Here is a 15,299-nt window from a genome sequence, read left to right on the forward strand (position 1 = left end):
CACGAGGGGACCGCGCCGGGGGGCCGTCCGGCAGCGGTGTTCACCCGGGCGGCGGCCACGGATTCGTACACCTGCCCAGACCCCCTCCGCACGGGGGAACGCGGGGCCGATCAAGCTCCGTGAGGGCGTATAAAGGGCCCTTCGGAGCAGCCGGCGTCCCCCGATGGCCCACCTCATCCCCACGCGGCAGGCGTCACCGCGTCACCGAGCGGAGGAGCGCCCCATGAGCACCTCGGAACACATCACCGACCTGCTGGTGTCGAACTTCGGTACCGACCGCGAGTCGATCGGGGACGATGTGCCGCTCCGTCGGCTACGTCTGGACTCCCTCGCCCTGGAAGAGCTGAGGCTGCTCATCGAGGACCGGATGGACGTCGACCTGGAGGACGTCGAGATCACCTCCCGCGACACCGTCGGCCGGCTCGTCTCCGCCGTGCACGACAAGGTCACCGCGTGACGGGCCGGCCGGTCCCCGGACCCTGGCCGCGTCCCCGCCCGGAGCCGTTCCACGCCGCCGTGACCGGCATCGGCCTGATCACCGCCGCCGGAGTGGGCACCGGCGCCTCGTGGCGCGGGGTCTGCGGCGAGGGGGACGAACCCTCGGTGCCGCACCGCAGCGAACTCGAAGGGCTGCCCTGCGACTTCTTCTACACCGTCACCGGCCTCGACACCCGGGCCGAACTCGGCATCGCCGCACAGCGGTTGATGGACCGGTTCTCCCAACTCGCCGTCATCGCGGCCCGCGAGGCGGTGGCCGACGCGGGACTCGCCCCCTCGGTCTGGGACAGCTCCCGGGTCGGCGTCGTGATCGGCTCGGCCCACGGCGGACTTCCGTTCTACGACGAGCAGCACACCGCCCTCGGCGAGCGCGGCGCACGCCGGGTCTCGCCGAAGCTCGCCCCTCTCGTCGTCGTCAACGGCGCGGCCAGCAGCGTCACCCTGGACCTCACCGTCCACGGCCCCAGCCTCGCCGTCTCCACCGCCTGCTCCTCCGGCACCGTCGCCATCGGCACGGCGCACCAGCTCCTGCGCACCGGGGCCTGCGACATCGTGATCGCGGGCGGCGCCGAGTCGGTCTGCTCCCGGCTCCTGATCGCCAGCGCCTGCCAGATGAAGGCGGTCTCCACCCGCAGGGACGACCCGCGGTCCGCCTGCCGCCCCTTCGACACCCACCGGGACGGCTTCGTCGTCGGCGAGGGCGCCGGACTGCTGGTCATGGAGCACCCCGACCACGCCCGCGCCCGGGGCGCCACCGTCCGGGCCCACGTCAGCGGCTACGGCGCCGCCAGCGACGCCTTCTCCACCGTCGCGCCCGAGCCCGACGGCCTCGGCGTCGAACGCGCGCTGCGCACCGCCCTCGCGGACGCGGGGCTCACCGGCGCGGACATCGGCCACGTCAACGCGCACGGCACCTCGACCGTCGCCAACGACCTGATCGAGGCGACCATGCTCCACCGGGTCCTCGGCGACCAGGCCCTCGTCACCTCGACGAAGGCGATGACCGGTCACACCCTCGGCGCCGCCGGAGGCATCGAGACGGCCCTCACCGTCCTCGCGCTCCAGCACCAGCTGGTCCCGCCCACCGTCAATCTCGACGCGCCGGACCCGGAGATCCCGGTCGAGGTGGTGAGCAAGGAGGCCAGGCGGCACACCTTCGACCACGCGGCGAAGACCTCGCTGGGCTTCGGCGGCCACAACGCGGCCCTGATTCTGACCCGGGCCTGAGGCGGGAGGAGAGCGAACCATGGGCGAGGAGATCATCCGGTCGCTGTCGGTGCGGGGGGTGCCCTTCGCCTACCGCCTGCTGAAGCACGGCGGCGGCCCCGAAGGGCCGGAGGCGGCGCCCCCCGCACCGGTGCCGGGCGCCGGACCGGACGGTGCGCGGGTTCCGGGGCCGGGCGCCGGACCTGACGGGGCTCGTGTGCCGGGGGGCGAGCACGCCGTCACGGCCACCGGCCGCGTGACCGAGCCCGTGGTGGTGCTCGGCGGCGCACTCCAGGGCATGTACGGGTGGCCCCAGATGGACGACCACCTCGGCCCGCTCGCCGACGTGGTGACCGCCGACCTCCCCGGCATGGGGAGCGCCGGCGCACTGCCGCCCGGACCGAGCGCCGTACTGCTCCGTGAGGCGGTCACCCGGATCGTCGACGACCTCGGCGCCCCGCGCGTCAACCTCTTCGGCTTCTCGTACGGCACCGCGATCGCCTTCGACTGGGCCCGCCACCACCCCGGCCGGGTCGCCCGGATCGCCCTCGGCGGGGTCCCCACGCACATCTCCCCGACCCAGCGCGACCACTGGCAGCGGGCGGTGGAACGGATGACCGCCGGCGACCCGGTGGGCCTCGCCACCCTCGCCGCCGAGGCCCTGATGTGCATGGAGCCCGAACGGTACGTCCACCGGGGCGCGTTGGCCCAGCGCTATGTGCGCCGGTCCTTCCTGCACGCGCTGCGCACCTCGCCGCACGCCGCGGACTCGCTGGTACGCGCCCTGGGGGACCGGCCCGACTTCTCCGGTGGGCTCACCGGGGTGCCGGCGCTGGTCTTCGCCGGCGAGCACGACACGGTGACCTCCCCGGAGCGGCAACGGGAGTTCGCCGCGACGGTCGAGGGCAGCCGGTTCCTCACGCTCGCCGACGCCGACCACTGGGTGGTCCTGGAACGCGCGGACGACGTCGCCGAGTTGGCGGCCCGCTTCTTCACCGACCGCCCGCTCCCCGCCGACCGGAGGTCCTGCGCGGTGACCCGGCAGAAGCACGCCGCGTCGGGCCGGACCGGCGGCTGAGGCGCCGCGGTGCGTTCAGGCTGCCGGTGGGCAGCCTGAACGTCGTCAGCCCGTCAGCCCGTCAGCCGAGGCGCCTGTTCCTGGGCCAGGCGGACCAGGAGGCCGCTCACCGGGTCCGTGGGAGGGCCGCCCGCGGACGGACGGCCCCCGTGGTCACCGGTACGGGTCAGCTGCAGGGGTCAGTGCCCTTTCCCGTGCCCCTTGTCCTTGTCGTCGCCCTTGCCGTGCTTCTTCTCGTCGTGCTTCTTGCCGTCCTTGGCCGAGCCGCCGCCGAGGGCCACGCGGACGATCTGCGGGTCGTGGTCGCTCGCCTGGTCGGCGAACTCCGCGTTGATGTGCACCACGTCGTAGTCGAGCCGGCGGACGCCGGGGCTCGTCAGGATGTGGTCCAGCGTCTGGGAGTTGCCCTCGTACACGTAGCTGTACTGCTCGTTCGCCGGCAGCGTCGTGATCAGCGGCTTGAGGACCTTGCCGTCGGTCAGCCTGGTCACGGCCGGGGAGAACGCGAAGTCGTTGAGGTCGCCGAGCGTGATGACCTTGGCCGACTTGTCCGCCGCCAGCAGTGACTTGACGAAGGTGTTGACCTCGGCCGCCTGCTGGATGCGCTTGACCTCCGAACTGCGCTCCGGCTCCTGGTTCTTGCCGTGCAGGGGCAGGTCGCCGCCCTTGGAGGCGAAGTGGTTGCCGATGACGAACACGGTCTCGCCGTTGAAGCGGAACTCGCCCACCAGCGGCTTGCGGCTGTCCGCCCACGCGGCGCTCGTCGGGTTGATCCGGCCGGGCGAGGCGGAGAGCTCGACGCCCTTGCGGGTGTCCACCGCGGTGACGGCGGTCGTCGCGGTGCCGCCCGGGCGGTCCACGAAGGAGACCCGCTTCGGGTTGAAGAGGAAGACGTTGCGGATGTTCCCGCCGGGCTCCCCGCCGTCCTTGCCGTCCTCGGGGGCGATGTAGCGCCAGGAGTAGCGCGGTCCGCCGGCGGCGACGATCGCGTCGGTGAAGCGCTTCAGGGTCGCCTCGGAGCCGACCGTGCCGTCGCTGGTGGCGCCGTTGTCGTCCTGGATCTCCTCCAGGGAGACCACGTCCGGCGAGGAGAGGTTGACGGCGATGCCCGAGGCGAGGGTGTCGAACTTCGTCTGGTCGTCGAGGGCGTCGAGGTTCTCCACGTTGTACGTGGCGACCGCGAGTTCCTTCTTCTTCTGCTTGCGGGTGACCTCGCGCTTCAGCCCGTTGTCGGTCCGCGTGCCGACCTCGGTGGCCTGGAGGGCGTAGCCGCCGAAGGAGACGTAGTCCAGGACGCCCGTCGTCGTGCCGGAGAGCACGTCGCCCACGTTCGCGGTGGGGACCGGCCGGGCGGTGTCCAGGGACATCACCTCGATGCGCCCGGTGTTCTGGTCGGTGTACGAGGTGTAGAGCGTGCCGCCGCGCGCGCTCGGGTTCTCGTTCGGCTTGACCGTGACCCACATCTCGCCGTACGAGTTCGTCGCGCCGATGACCCGGGTGTCCGCGATCTGCACGCGGACGCCTTCGAGGGACTCGTACAGGTCGAGGGCGTAGGTGTCCGGCTGCAGGGGGAGCGCCTCGATCGAGCCGCCGCCCGCGGTGGGCGTGTACGCGGCGGGTACCGAGGACGCGTCGAGCACGACCGGCGCGGGCAGGGCGTTGCCGTGCGACAGCACCGTGGTCTTCGGGGTGCCGATCTCGGTGACGGACTGGGTGCCGGTGCCCGGGTAGTACTCGTCCACCTTGCCGCTGACCAGGACCGAGTCGCCGGCGACGACGCCGGGAGCGGCGGAGCCGGTGAAGACGAAGACCGCCTCGCTGGTGCGGGCGTCCGCGTCCGGGGCGGTGTCCTGGAGCCAGTAGCCGCGCGAGCCGCTCGTGCGGACGCCGGTGACGACGCCCGGTACCGCAGTGACGGTCTGGCCGTCGAGCGGCGAGAGGCGGGTGGTGCCCTGGATGTTGTGCACGCGGACGGTGCCCGGCTCGGTGGGCTCGCCCGGCTCGCCGGGGTCGGTGGAGCCGCCGCCGGAGGTCTGGCCGGCCGTGTTGACCGGGGTCGGGGCGCCCGCGGCGAAGTCGGCGGAGTTGTCGTCGGTGTCGGCGAGCGAGGCGGCACGGGCCACCGAGGAGGTGGCGGACGGGGCGGGGGCGGGGCCGGTCTCGCGGACGACGGCGGAGCCGTACCCGACGAGGTCGACGATCCGGGTGTCGATGGCGCAGTCGGCCGCGGTCTTGCAGGTGAGCGGGGTGGTACCGGAGACCAGGGCGACCGTGCCGCTGCCCGCGGCCATCGCGACGGTGCCGGTGGCGTCCGGGGTGGGCAGGGCGACCGTGCCGCCCGTACCCGCGGACTCGGCCACGAGGTAGCGACCGCCCGGGGCGACGGAGCCGGTGAGGGGGGACACCTGCCAGAGCGAGCCGGCGGACGGGGTCCCGGGCAGGTACTGGACGCTGTAGCCCGAGAGGTCGAACGCCGCGCCGCCCGCGTTGCCCAGCTCGATGAAGTCACGGGTGAGCGTGGCACCCGAGTTGCCCCCGCCGCCGTAGACCTCCGAGATCACGGCGCCCGCGGACGGGGTGGCGAAGGCGGCGGGCAGGGCCGTCACCGACAGCGCGACGGCGACGACCCCGGCCAGCGCGGCCGAACGGGCTCTGGATATCTGCACGGGTACTGCCCCCAAAGTGTGTAGTGAGAGCAGAAAGCTATGCGCGTAGAACGTGCATGACAAGGCATCAGAGGTTAAATCCCCGCATCGTGTGGGTGAGTTGCCGGTGCGGCGGGGTACCGGTCGGTGATGTGTTCGAGCATGAAGGAGCAGACGGCGGGTGGTACCCGACGCGTACGGACGGCACGGCCGGGACCGGGTGATGACGCACCGGGTCCGACGCCGCGCGCTGATCCGCCGAGGACGGCGGGACACCCCGTAGGGTCCGAAGCATGACTCCGAGCTCGGCGCGTCCCGGTCCGCAGGGGCCCGGTACACCTCCCGGTTCCCCTTCCGGCTCCGGCGGCTCCGGGCCGGGGGAACCCGACCCCCACCGGTGGCGCGCCCTCGCGGTCTGCCTGGTGGCCGGGTTCATGACCCTGCTGGACGTGTCGATCGTCAACGTGGCGCTGCCGTCCATCAAGGAAGGGCTGCGCACCCCCGAATCGGACCTCCAGTGGGTGCTCTCCGGCTACGCCCTCGCCTTCGGGCTCTTCCTGATCCCGGCCGGGCGGCTCGGCGACGCGCGAGGACGGCGCCCGGTGTTCATGATCGGGCTCGCCCTCTTCACGCTCTCCTCCGCTGCCTGCGGCGCCGCCCAGTCCAGCCTCTGGCTGGTGGTCGCCCGACTGGTCCAGGGGCTCGCGGGCGGTCTGCTCTCGCCCCAGATCTCCGCCCTGATCCAGCAGATGTTCTCAGGGCGCGAACGCGGCCGGGCCTTCGGGATGTTCGGCACGGTCGTCGGCATCTCCACCGCCGTGGGGCCGCTGCTCGGCGGGCTGCTGATCCAGCTGGCCGGCGCGGAGGAGGGCTGGCGCTGGGTGTTCTACGTCAACCTTCCGCTCGGCGTGGTCTGCCTGCTGCTGGCCCGCAAGCTGCTGCCCGACACCCCGTCGGCCGGCCGCGTACGCGCCCGCGACCTGGACCCGCTCGGTGTGCTGCTGCTCGGCGCGGGCGTGCTCTGCCTGCTGCTGCCGTTCGTCCAGGCCCAGCAGTGGCACGGCGACGAGAAATGGCTGCTGCTCCTCGTCGCCGCGGCGCTGCTCGCCGCCTTCGTCGCCTGGGAGGCGCGCTGCGCGGGCGGGGGCACCCAGCCGGTGCTGGACCTGTCGCTCTTCCGGCTGCGCTCGTACTGGCTGGGCTGTCTGCTGATCCTGCTGTACTTCGCCGGGTTCACCTCGATCTTCTTCGTCACCACGCTCTACCTCCAGTCCGGTCTCGGCTACAGCGCCCTCCAGGCAGGCCTGGCCATCTCCCCGTTCGCGGTCGGCTCGGGCCTCTCGGCCATGATCGGCGGCCGGCTGGTGAGCAGGTTCGGGCGCCCACTGGTCGTCGTGGGGCTGGGCATGGTCGCGGTCGGTCTCGCCGGAACGGCCCTCGCCGTGCACCAGGTACCGGGACACAACGCCGGATGGGCGATGGCCGCCCCCCTGCTGTTCGGGGGCATCGGCAGCGGGCTGGTCATCGCCCCCAACCAGACGCTCACCCTCTCCGACGTACCGGTGGCCCACGCGGGCAGCGCGGGCGGCACGCTCCAGACCGGCCAGCGCGTCGGCTCAGCGATCGGCATCGCGGCGGTCGGGTCCGTCTTCTTCGCCCAGGTCACCGGCGACGGGTGGGCCACGGCGTACGACCACGGCCTCATCGTCTCGGTCGCCTTCGTCTGCGCCGGACTCCTCGCCGCGATCGCCGACGTGGTGGCCGGGCGCCGACACGGCAGGCGTACGGGCAAGGGGGCGGGGGCGACCGGCGGCGCGTGACGGGCGGGGCGTGACCGGCGCCCGGAGGCGGAGCCTTCTACTTCACGCGGCGCGGGGGCAGCGGGTTCCCGGAGGCGAGCGGCGACCGGGAGAGCTCCAGGCAGCCCACGCCGATCAGGGCGACCGCCACCAGCTCCGGCAGCAGCCACCATCCGGTGCGCAGCGTCTCCCCGAAGAGCGTCACCCCGTACAGGATGCTGATCAGCGCGTCGCCGAGCGTCAGCATCGGCTGGACCGCCACCAGCGTGCCCGCCTGAAGGGCGTTCTGGAGCAGGTACAGCGCCCCCACCCCGGCCGCCGCCGTGGCGTAGAGCTGCCAGGCGGCGAGCAGTTGGGTCACCCCGCCCGAGCCGTCGAGGCGGCCCATGGCGTCCTTCATCAGCGCCGCCGTCAGCGCGTAACCGCAGGCGGCGGCGAGCCCGAGCAGCGCCGCACGGGTGTTGCGCCGGGACGCCAGGGCCGCCACGATCAGGGCCGCCTCGAAGATCCCGGTGACCACGAGCGCCACGACCCAGTCGGTGCCCCGTACGGTGTCGTGGCCCCCGCCCGGGGCCGCCGACGCCATGCCCAGGGCCAGGCCGATCGTCACGGCCGCGACGCCGTACCAGACCTGGCGCGGGACCTGGACGCGCATGACGAACCCGGCCAGCAGCAGGGTCGAGGGGAGCTCGATCACGAAGATCGGCTGCACCACCGCGATCGGCCCGGTCGCGAGCGCCACGGCCTGGCAGACGGCCGCGACGACCACCAGCGCGATCCCGCCGATCCACACCTTCTGGCGCAGCAGATGGCCGAACAGGGAGAGCCGCATCGCCGCGGAGTCCGGCACGTTGACGGCCGCCCGGCGCTGGAGGACCGAGGCGGCGCCGTTGCTGAGCGCGGTCAGGACGGCGAACAGGACGCTGATCACCGGTCCATCATGCGGGCGCTGAGGCTCCCGCCCCGGTCACACGGGCTGTTCGAGTGTGTCGGCGGTCCCGGGCCGTCCCTCCTCCGGCCGCCCGGCGGAACACCGGTCCAGCGACCCCATCGCGGACCGGAACTGTCCGCAAGTCCGCGTACCGTGCCGGACATGGCCGCACAGAAGAACCCTCCCGGACCCCGCCCCGCCCCCGGGCCGGTGCGCCCGGCCGTGCTCTCGGCCCGGGCGCTCAACCGGGCCACACTCCACCGCCAACTCCTGCTCGAACGGTCGGAGATGTCTCCGAAGGAGGCCGTCGCCCACATCGTCGGACTCCAGGCGCAGAACACCCGGCCGCCCTACTTCCAGCTCTTCTCGCGCCTCGCCGACTTCGACCCCGCCGATCTCTCCGCGCTGATGGAGTCGCGTGAGGTCGTACGGATCGTCACCCTGCGCTCCACGATCCACACCCACACCGCCGACGACGCCCTCACCGTCCGCCCGCTCGTCCAGCCGGCCCGCGACCGCGAGCTGAGACTCTTCCGGCAGGGGCTCACCGGGGTGGACCTCGACCGGCTCAAGGAGATCAGCCGGGCACTCGTGGAGGAACGGCCCCGCACGGTCAAGGAGTTGCGCACCGCGCTCCTCGCCGCATGGCCCGACGCCGATCCGCTCGCCCTCACCGTGGCGGCCCGCTGCGCGCTCCCGCTGGCACAGACCACGCCCCGGGGCCTCTGGGAGCGGAGCGGGCAGGTCACGCTCACCACGCTGGAGCACTGGCTCGGCCGCTCCGCCCGAGCCGCCCCGGCCCCCGACACTCCGGCCCCCGACACCCCGGCCCCCGACACCCTGGTGCTCCGCTACCTCGCGGCCTTCGGCCCCGCCTCCGTGAAGGACCTCCAGAGCTGGGCCGGGCTCACCCGGATGCGCGAGGTCTTCGACCGGCTGCGACCGGTGCTCCTCACCTTCCGCGACGAACACGGCGTCGAACTCTTCGACCTCCCCGACGCCCCGCGCCCCGGCCCGGACTTCCCCGCCCCGCCGCGCTTCCTGCCCGAGTTCGACAACGTCCTCCTCGGCCACGCCGACCGCACCCGGGTCATCCCGGCCGAGTTCAGCGGGCGCAACGGCAAGGGGAACCAGGCGTACGGAACCGTGCTCGTCGACGGGTTCCTCGCCGCGATCTGGCGCCTCGACCGTACGGACGACACCGCGACCGCCACCGTCCAGCCGCTGGGCCGGCTCGGCCGCGCGGACCGGGATGCCGTCGCCGAGGAGGCCGTACGTCTGCTGACCGTGATGACGGACGCGGGCGCGCACGACGTCCGCTTCGCCGACTTCGTGGACTTCGGCGACTCCGGGGACTCCGGGGACTTCGGGGGGTGAACCGCCCCGGGTACCGGCGGGGTCCGCGGGCAGAAGGGGCTGGTTGAATCGGGGACCATGACCGGTCCGGTCCACAACGAGGAGGACACATGTCGGCAACCAGCGCGACCGGGACGTTCCGGGCCGCCCGGGACTTCCTGCTCCAGCACCGCGAGGACTGGGCGACCGCCTACGCGGGATTCCGGTGGCCCCGGCCCGACCGCTTCAACTGGGCGCTCGACTGGTTCGACGTGATCGCCGAGGGCAACGACCGTACCGCCCTGCACATCGTGGAGGAGGACGGCCGCCGCACCGAGACGTCCTTCGCCCGGATGTCGGCCCGGTCCAACCAGGCGGCCAACTGGCTCGCCGCTCAGGGCGTGCGCGAAGGCGACCGCATCCTCGTCATGCTCGGCAACCAGGTCGAGCTGTGGGAGACCGCACTCGCCGCGATGAAGCTGCGCGCCGTGGTCATCCCCGCCACCCCGCTGCTCGGACCGCTCGACCTCCGCGACCGGGTCGACCGGGGTCAGGTCGCCCACGTGCTCGTGCGCGCGGAGGACACCGGCAAGTTCGACGACGTGCCCGGCTCCTACACGCGCATGGCGGTGGGCGGTGCGGGCGACGGCGCCCGGGTCCCGGAGGGATGGCTCTCCTACGCGGACGCCGACGAGCACCCCGAGGTGTACGTACCGGACCGGGAGACGTTCCCCGACGAGCCGCTGATGCTGTACTTCACCTCGGGCACGACCGCCAGCCCCAAGCTGGTGGAACACACCCATGTGTCGTACCCCGTCGGCCACTTGGCGACGATGTACTGGATCGGGCTGCGGCCCGGAGACGTCCACCTGAACATCTCCTCGCCCGGCTGGGCCAAGCACGCCTGGTCCAACCTGTTCGCCCCCTGGAACGCCGAGGCAACCGTCTTCATCTTCAACTACCAGCGGTTCGACGCGAGTCGGCTGATGGCCGAGATGGACCGGTCGGGCGTCACCAGCTTCTGCGCGCCGCCGACCGTCTGGCGGATGCTCATCCAAGCCGACCTCACCCAGCTCGCCAACCCGCCGCGCGAGGTCGTCGCGGCCGGTGAGCCGCTCAATCCCGAGGTCATCGAGACCGTGCGGCGGGCCTGGGGCGTGACCGTCCGGGACGGCTTCGGCCAGACGGAGACCGCCGTCCAGGTCGCCAACTCACCCGGCCAGCAGGTGAAGGCCGGCTCGATGGGCCGCCCCACCCCCGGCTACAAGGTCGAGCTGCTCGACCCGCTCACCGGTGAACCCGGCGCCACGGAGGGGGAGATCTCCCTCGATCTCTCCGCGGCCCCGACCGGTCTGATGACCGGCTACCGCGCGGACCCGGAACGCACGGCCGAGGCGATGGCGGGCGGCTACTACCGCACCGGTGACATCGGCTCCCGCGACGAGGACGGGTACATCACCTACATCGGGCGGTCCGACGACGTCTTCAAGTCCTCGGACTACAAGATCTCGCCCTTCGAGCTGGAGAGCGCCCTGCTGGAGCACGAGGCGGTCGCCGAGGCCGCGGTCGTGCCCGCCCCCGACCCGGTCCGGCTCTCGGTGCCGAAGGCGTACGTCGTGCTCGCCGAGGGCTGGGAGCCCGGGCCGGACACCGCGAAGGTGCTGTTCGAGCACTCCCGTGCCGTACTCGCCCCGTACAAGCGCCTGCGCAGGCTGGAGTTCGCGGAGCTGCCGAAGACCATCTCCGGCAAGATCCGCCGGGTCGAACTGCGTGAGCGGACCGCCCGCGCGGCCGGTACGGAGTACGCCGAGGGCGACCTGCGGTGAACCGCGGCCGCGACCGGCATGATCCGAACGAAAGATCCTGACCGCTGCCGGTCGCGGCCGCGTGGTGCGCCTCGGATCCTCAGGCGGCCTCGACTATTTCCGGCGCCGGGCCCCGGGTCGCGGCCGCCCACTCGATGAGCAGGACCTCGTACGCCTCGGAGGACCAGTCGCGTCCGGCCCGGGAGTCCACGAGCGCCCGGATGGCCTCGTTGGTCTCGACGGCGGACGGGTTCGCGGGACGCTCGTGGCCGGGCGCGGAGACCACGGCCCCGGTCGCGCTCGTGGGATCGGCCGAGGGAGAGGTGTGGGTGCAGGAGGACGTGTGGCGGGAGGTCAAAGCCATGCGCACACGCTAGCGTTCGCCACTGACAACGTCGGCCCGAGGGGCGACGTCGGTCCGAGGAACGAGGCCCGGCGCCCGGGAGGGCGGCGGTGTGCCCGCCGTCAGGCCGGCGGGCCGGGGCAGCACGATCCGGGCCGGTTCGCGGCGCATGCAGACGCGGGGGCGGCGGTCCAGCCCGCTGCCCACCTCCTCGGCCCTGATCCGCCGCAACCCGTCCGTGAGTTGGTCCTCGCGCAGCACGGTGAACCCGATGCGCGCGTAGTACGGCGCGTTCCACGGAACGTCGGAGAAGGTCGTCAGGGTGAGCGCGCCGAGTCCCTGTCCCTCCGCCCACACGGCCACGTGATCGATGAGCGCCCGGCCGATGCCCAGCCGGGCCGCGGACGGATCGACCGACACCTGTTCGATGTGGGCGGCGCCGTCCACCGGGTCCGCGATCAGATAGCCGACGGGTGTCCCGTCCGCGGGGGCGTGGGGATGGGCCGCCACCCAGCAGCGTCCGGCGGCCCGGTAACTCTCCAGCACTTCGAGGGGCGGCGGTTCGTCGTCGGCGACGTCAGCCATTCCGAGTGCTCTGAACGGTTCCCCTGCGGCGCGCTCGATGTCCTGCAGTCGGCGGAGATCGGAGCGTCTGGCGGAGCGGATGCGCATACGGCCCAGTATGGCGAGCGCCGGCCCGCCGGGGTGCCGGGACTCCGGAAGTCGGTGCCGGACGCACCCGGCGGCGCCGGTGCCCTGCCGCTGCGTCCCCCTCACGCCCCCGTGCTGAGCAGATCCTCGGCGGCGCCGTTGACCGGCCGCGCGGTACCGGTGAGGTCCATGGCGAACAGTGGCATCGACACCAGATCCGCGCGCCGGACGGCTGCCTCGTCGTATCCCGCGAGCGAGAAGAAGACCCCGGAGACCGACTCACTCAGCGCGTTCAGCCAGAGGCATTCGATCTCACGCACCCCGGTCGGACAGGTCGAGGTCTCGACCTGGGCGAGCGCCCCGTCCGCCCGCAGGTCGACGCGTGAGGCGGGGCGTTCGAGCGGCTGGGTGACCCGTTGGAATCCGAGCCAGCCGAGGTACAGCCCGGCCGCCGTCACCGCGTCCCGCGCGGTGCGGACCGGCAGGGGCTCGAAGGGCGGGCGCGGAGGGGGCGCGGTGCGGGGGAGCGGGATGTGCGCCGGTGGCTCGGCGCCGGCTTCCGGGGCCGTACCGCGCTCGGGCTCCGGGTCCGTCCAGGGGGACGTACCGGGGGCGGCGGGGGACTCCGTACGGACCGGGACGCGCAGGACCGTGCCGCAGGGGCAACCCAGTTCCGGCTGCGGCCAGTGGTCTTCGCGCCCGCAGTCGGCGCAGCGCGCGGTGACCCAGCAGTCCGCCCAGACGCGCCGGGTGATCACGGTGGCGGGTGCCCCGTGCACCGTTCGCAGGGCGGTGGGGGCGCCGCAGGGACACGAGTAGACCGGGATCACGAACGCCCGGTCACGCAGACAGGCGGGGCAGCGCACGTGCACAGGTTCCACAGTGTCTCCTTCCGCCGGCGCCCGGGTACCGACGCGGCGTTCTGTGGGTGAGTGACTGGGTGAGTGGGTGGTGGGCGGGTGGTGAGAGGGGGCTGCGAGCGCTGCGCTCCCGGCCCGCCGTCCGCCTCCGCACATCGTCCTCCAGAGCCCGGTCCCGGGTAAGGCGTTTGGCGCGGTTTTCGGCCGATCCGGGCCGTCGGAGCCGTTCTCGGGCCGTTCTCGGACCGTTCTGGGGCCGCGTTACAGTCGGGGCCGAGCCGGCCCGCACACCGGCCGGAACCCCTGGGGAGGCACCGTGCGTCTGAGGGTGGAATTCACCACCGAACCCTTCGATCTCGACGAGGCCCCGGCGCACGCCGTGGTGGCCCGCGAGGTCATCGGCGCGGCCCCGTTGGACACGGTGGACGTCGGGCCCTTCGGCAACACGGCGGAGGGCGGTGCGGACGTGGTGCTGGCGGCCGTGGACACGCTGCTCCGGCGCACCCTCGCGGCCGGGGCCACCCGGATATCGTTCCAGGTCAACGTGATCGGCGAGGGGGAGGAGCGGTGAGTGCCGGCCCTGCCCGGGACCGCCCGGCCCTCGACCGTGCTGCCCCGGGCCACCCCGCTCCCGACCACCCCTTGGTCGCCGCCGTGAAACCGCTGGCCGACGCGATGGGCGCCGAACTGCTGGACGTCGGACGGGCGCGGCCGGACGACGTGGTGCTCGCGTGGGAGGGCCAGGACGTCCTGGCCGTACGGCTGCCGCAGCTCTCGGAATCCCTGGACCACATCCTCTCCGCGATGGAGCGGACGTACGGCGGGCCGCTGGCCGGACTGGACCGCCGGGCGAAACAGTCCGTGGTCCGCACCCTGGAGGCCCGGGGCGCGTTCGCCGTACGGCACGGGGTGGAGACGGTGGCGAGCGCCCTCGGGGTCAGCCGCTTCACCGTCTACAACTACCTCAACCGCGAGAAGGGGGCCTGAGGGGAGCCGTCCGCGCGCCACGCGGAACCGGACCCCGACGCCGACAGGCCAATTTCAACAAAGTGTTGACGCGGCGTCGCGCGGAGGCGTTAGCTGTTCGCAGCCCGCACGGCGCACAGCACGAAACAGCGACGATCAGCGCGGAGGCTCCGTGACATCGAGCTCCCCACCGGGCCTGGCCCGGTTCAACGCCCTGGCGCACGACGAAGTCGCCGACGTACTGACCGAGATCTGCTCCAGCGGTGCCTGGGGCGCCGCACTCCTCGCGCGGCACCCCTTCACCACCGCCGACGACCTGCTCACCGCGAGCGACGCGGCCACCGCCGCGCTGTCCGTGGACGACCTGGCCGAGGCGATGGCCGGTCATCCGGCGATCGGGCGGCCGAAGCCCGGCGATCCCGTGTCCGCGCGGGAACAGCGGGGGATGGCGGGCGCCTCCGACGCTCTCAGGGCCGAGATGCTCGAACTGAACCTGGCCTACCAGGAGCGCTTCGGCCATGTCTTCCTGATCTGCGCCACCGGGGCGACCGCCGGGCAGATGCGCGACGCGCTGCGGGCCCGTACGGGGAACACGCCCGAGCGGGAGAGCGCGATCGTGCGCACCGAGCTGGGCAAGATCAACCGTATCCGGCTGACCCGCCTCATGACCGAAGGGGAGTGAGGGTCCTGAGTACCGACACCACCGCCTCGGTGTCCACGCACGTCCTGGACACCAGCATCGGCCGCCCCGCGGCCTCCGTCCCCGTCCGCCTCGCCACCCGCCCCGACGCCACCGCCGGGTGGACGCCGCTCGGCGGCTCGGTGACGGACGCGGACGGCCGCTGCGCGGACCTGCCCGCCCTGCCCGAGGGGGCGGCCCAGGTACGGCTCGACTTCGACACCGACGCGTACTTCGCCCTGGAGACGGAAGGACCGTCCACCCCGTCCGCCGATGGCGGAACGTTCTTTCCGGAGGTGGCGATCACCTTCGCCGTCCGTCCCGGCGAGCACCACCACGTACCGCTGCTGCTCAGCCCGTTCGGCTACTCCGTCTACCGGGGCAGCTGAGGGCCCGCCGGCCCGCGGCCCACCCCGTCGCCGAGGTGAACACCCCGCGGCGGGGCGGCTCGCCGTACCCGTACACATCCCGCTCGCCGTCCGTACCCGTACACATCCCGCGCG

Annotated in this window: 15 protein-coding genes; 10 read left to right on the plus strand and 5 right to left on the minus strand. The window is 73.1% G+C overall.

What is annotated here, in order from left to right; translation table 11 throughout:
- Positions 1-223: 223 nt before the first annotated feature.
- The 3 genes from OG599_RS28435 to OG599_RS28445 are packed head-to-tail and all read left to right on the plus strand — an operon-like array spanning position 224 to position 2,782.
- Positions 224-457: an acyl carrier protein gene (locus OG599_RS28435; protein ID WP_327178816.1), complete on the plus strand. Its 234-nt coding sequence runs from the start codon at positions 224-226 to the stop codon at positions 455-457.
- On the plus strand, positions 454-1,725 hold the full coding sequence (locus tag OG599_RS28440) for a beta-ketoacyl-[acyl-carrier-protein] synthase family protein (RefSeq protein ID WP_327178817.1): 1,272 nt from the start codon (positions 454-456) through the stop codon (positions 1,723-1,725). Before OG599_RS28435 ends, OG599_RS28440 begins: the two co-directional genes overlap by 4 nt.
- A 19-nt stretch (positions 1,726-1,744) precedes the next feature.
- A complete protein-coding gene (locus OG599_RS28445; protein WP_327178818.1) occupies positions 1,745-2,782 on the plus strand; it encodes an alpha/beta fold hydrolase in 1,038 nt (345 codons plus the stop codon).
- A 179-nt stretch (positions 2,783-2,961) separates the two neighbouring features.
- On the opposite strand, the gene OG599_RS28450 is transcribed toward OG599_RS28445, so the two are convergent.
- On the minus strand, positions 2,962-5,448 hold the full coding sequence (locus OG599_RS28450) for an endonuclease/exonuclease/phosphatase family protein (RefSeq protein WP_327178819.1): 2,487 nt from the start codon (positions 5,446-5,448) through the stop codon (positions 2,962-2,964).
- 272 nt (positions 5,449-5,720) lie between these two features.
- On the opposite strand from OG599_RS28450, the gene OG599_RS28455 reads away from it, so the two are divergent.
- Positions 5,721-7,247 carry an MFS transporter gene (locus OG599_RS28455; RefSeq protein WP_327178820.1) on the plus strand — a complete coding sequence of 509 codons (1,527 nt, stop codon included), beginning with the start codon at positions 5,721-5,723 and terminating at the stop codon, positions 7,245-7,247.
- A gap of 37 nt (positions 7,248-7,284) precedes the next feature.
- On the opposite strand, the gene OG599_RS28460 is transcribed toward OG599_RS28455, so the two are convergent.
- Positions 7,285-8,157, minus strand: coding sequence for a DMT family transporter (locus OG599_RS28460; RefSeq protein ID WP_327178821.1), 873 nt, complete (start codon positions 8,155-8,157; stop codon positions 7,285-7,287).
- A 162-nt stretch (positions 8,158-8,319) separates the two neighbouring features.
- Between OG599_RS28460 and OG599_RS28465 the strand changes: the two genes are divergently transcribed.
- Together OG599_RS28465 and OG599_RS28470 are read left to right on the plus strand one after the other, a co-directional pair.
- The gene (locus OG599_RS28465) at positions 8,320-9,534 is read left to right on the plus strand and encodes a winged helix DNA-binding domain-containing protein (RefSeq protein WP_327178823.1); all 1,215 of its coding nucleotides are present in this window, start codon (positions 8,320-8,322) and stop codon (positions 9,532-9,534) included.
- A gap of 89 nt (positions 9,535-9,623) precedes the next feature.
- On the plus strand, positions 9,624-11,318 hold the full coding sequence (locus OG599_RS28470) for an AMP-binding protein (RefSeq protein WP_327178824.1): 1,695 nt from the start codon (positions 9,624-9,626) through the stop codon (positions 11,316-11,318).
- 79 nt (positions 11,319-11,397) lie between these two features.
- On the opposite strand, the gene OG599_RS28475 is transcribed toward OG599_RS28470, so the two are convergent.
- The 3 genes from OG599_RS28475 to OG599_RS28485 all read right to left on the minus strand — a co-directional run bounded on the left by OG599_RS28475 (position 11,398) and on the right by OG599_RS28485 (position 13,172).
- Positions 11,398-11,583 carry a hypothetical protein gene (locus tag OG599_RS28475; protein WP_327180219.1) on the minus strand — a complete coding sequence of 62 codons (186 nt, stop codon included), beginning with the start codon at positions 11,581-11,583 and terminating at the stop codon, positions 11,398-11,400.
- 87 nt (positions 11,584-11,670) lie between these two features.
- On the minus strand, positions 11,671-12,312 hold the full coding sequence (locus tag OG599_RS28480) for a GNAT family N-acetyltransferase (protein WP_327178825.1): 642 nt from the start codon (positions 12,310-12,312) through the stop codon (positions 11,671-11,673).
- Between the two features lie 101 nt (positions 12,313-12,413).
- Positions 12,414-13,172 (minus strand): hypothetical protein, encoded by a 759-nt coding sequence (locus OG599_RS28485; RefSeq protein WP_327178826.1) that lies wholly within the window; start codon positions 13,170-13,172, stop codon positions 12,414-12,416.
- Between the two features lie 295 nt (positions 13,173-13,467).
- On the opposite strand from OG599_RS28485, the gene OG599_RS28490 reads away from it, so the two are divergent.
- From OG599_RS28490 to uraH, 4 genes are all read left to right on the plus strand, one after another.
- Positions 13,468-13,722 (plus strand): hypothetical protein, encoded by a 255-nt coding sequence (locus OG599_RS28490; RefSeq protein ID WP_327178827.1) that lies wholly within the window; start codon positions 13,468-13,470, stop codon positions 13,720-13,722.
- 104 nt (positions 13,723-13,826) lie between these two features.
- Positions 13,827-14,138, plus strand: coding sequence for a helix-turn-helix domain-containing protein (locus OG599_RS28495; protein ID WP_327180220.1), 312 nt, complete (start codon positions 13,827-13,829; stop codon positions 14,136-14,138).
- 151 nt (positions 14,139-14,289) lie between these two features.
- On the plus strand, positions 14,290-14,799 hold the full coding sequence (gene uraD, locus OG599_RS28500) for a 2-oxo-4-hydroxy-4-carboxy-5-ureidoimidazoline decarboxylase (protein ID WP_327178828.1): 510 nt from the start codon (positions 14,290-14,292) through the stop codon (positions 14,797-14,799).
- A 5-nt stretch (positions 14,800-14,804) separates the two neighbouring features.
- Complete coding sequence (gene uraH / locus OG599_RS28505; protein ID WP_327180221.1) at positions 14,805-15,185, plus strand: hydroxyisourate hydrolase; 381 nt, start codon at positions 14,805-14,807, stop codon at positions 15,183-15,185.
- Positions 15,186-15,299 lie beyond the last annotated feature (114 nt).

Origin of the sequence: Streptomyces sp. NBC_01335 (genome assembly GCF_035953295.1) — a bacterium.
Lineage (GTDB): Bacteria > Actinomycetota > Actinomycetes > Streptomycetales > Streptomycetaceae > Streptomyces.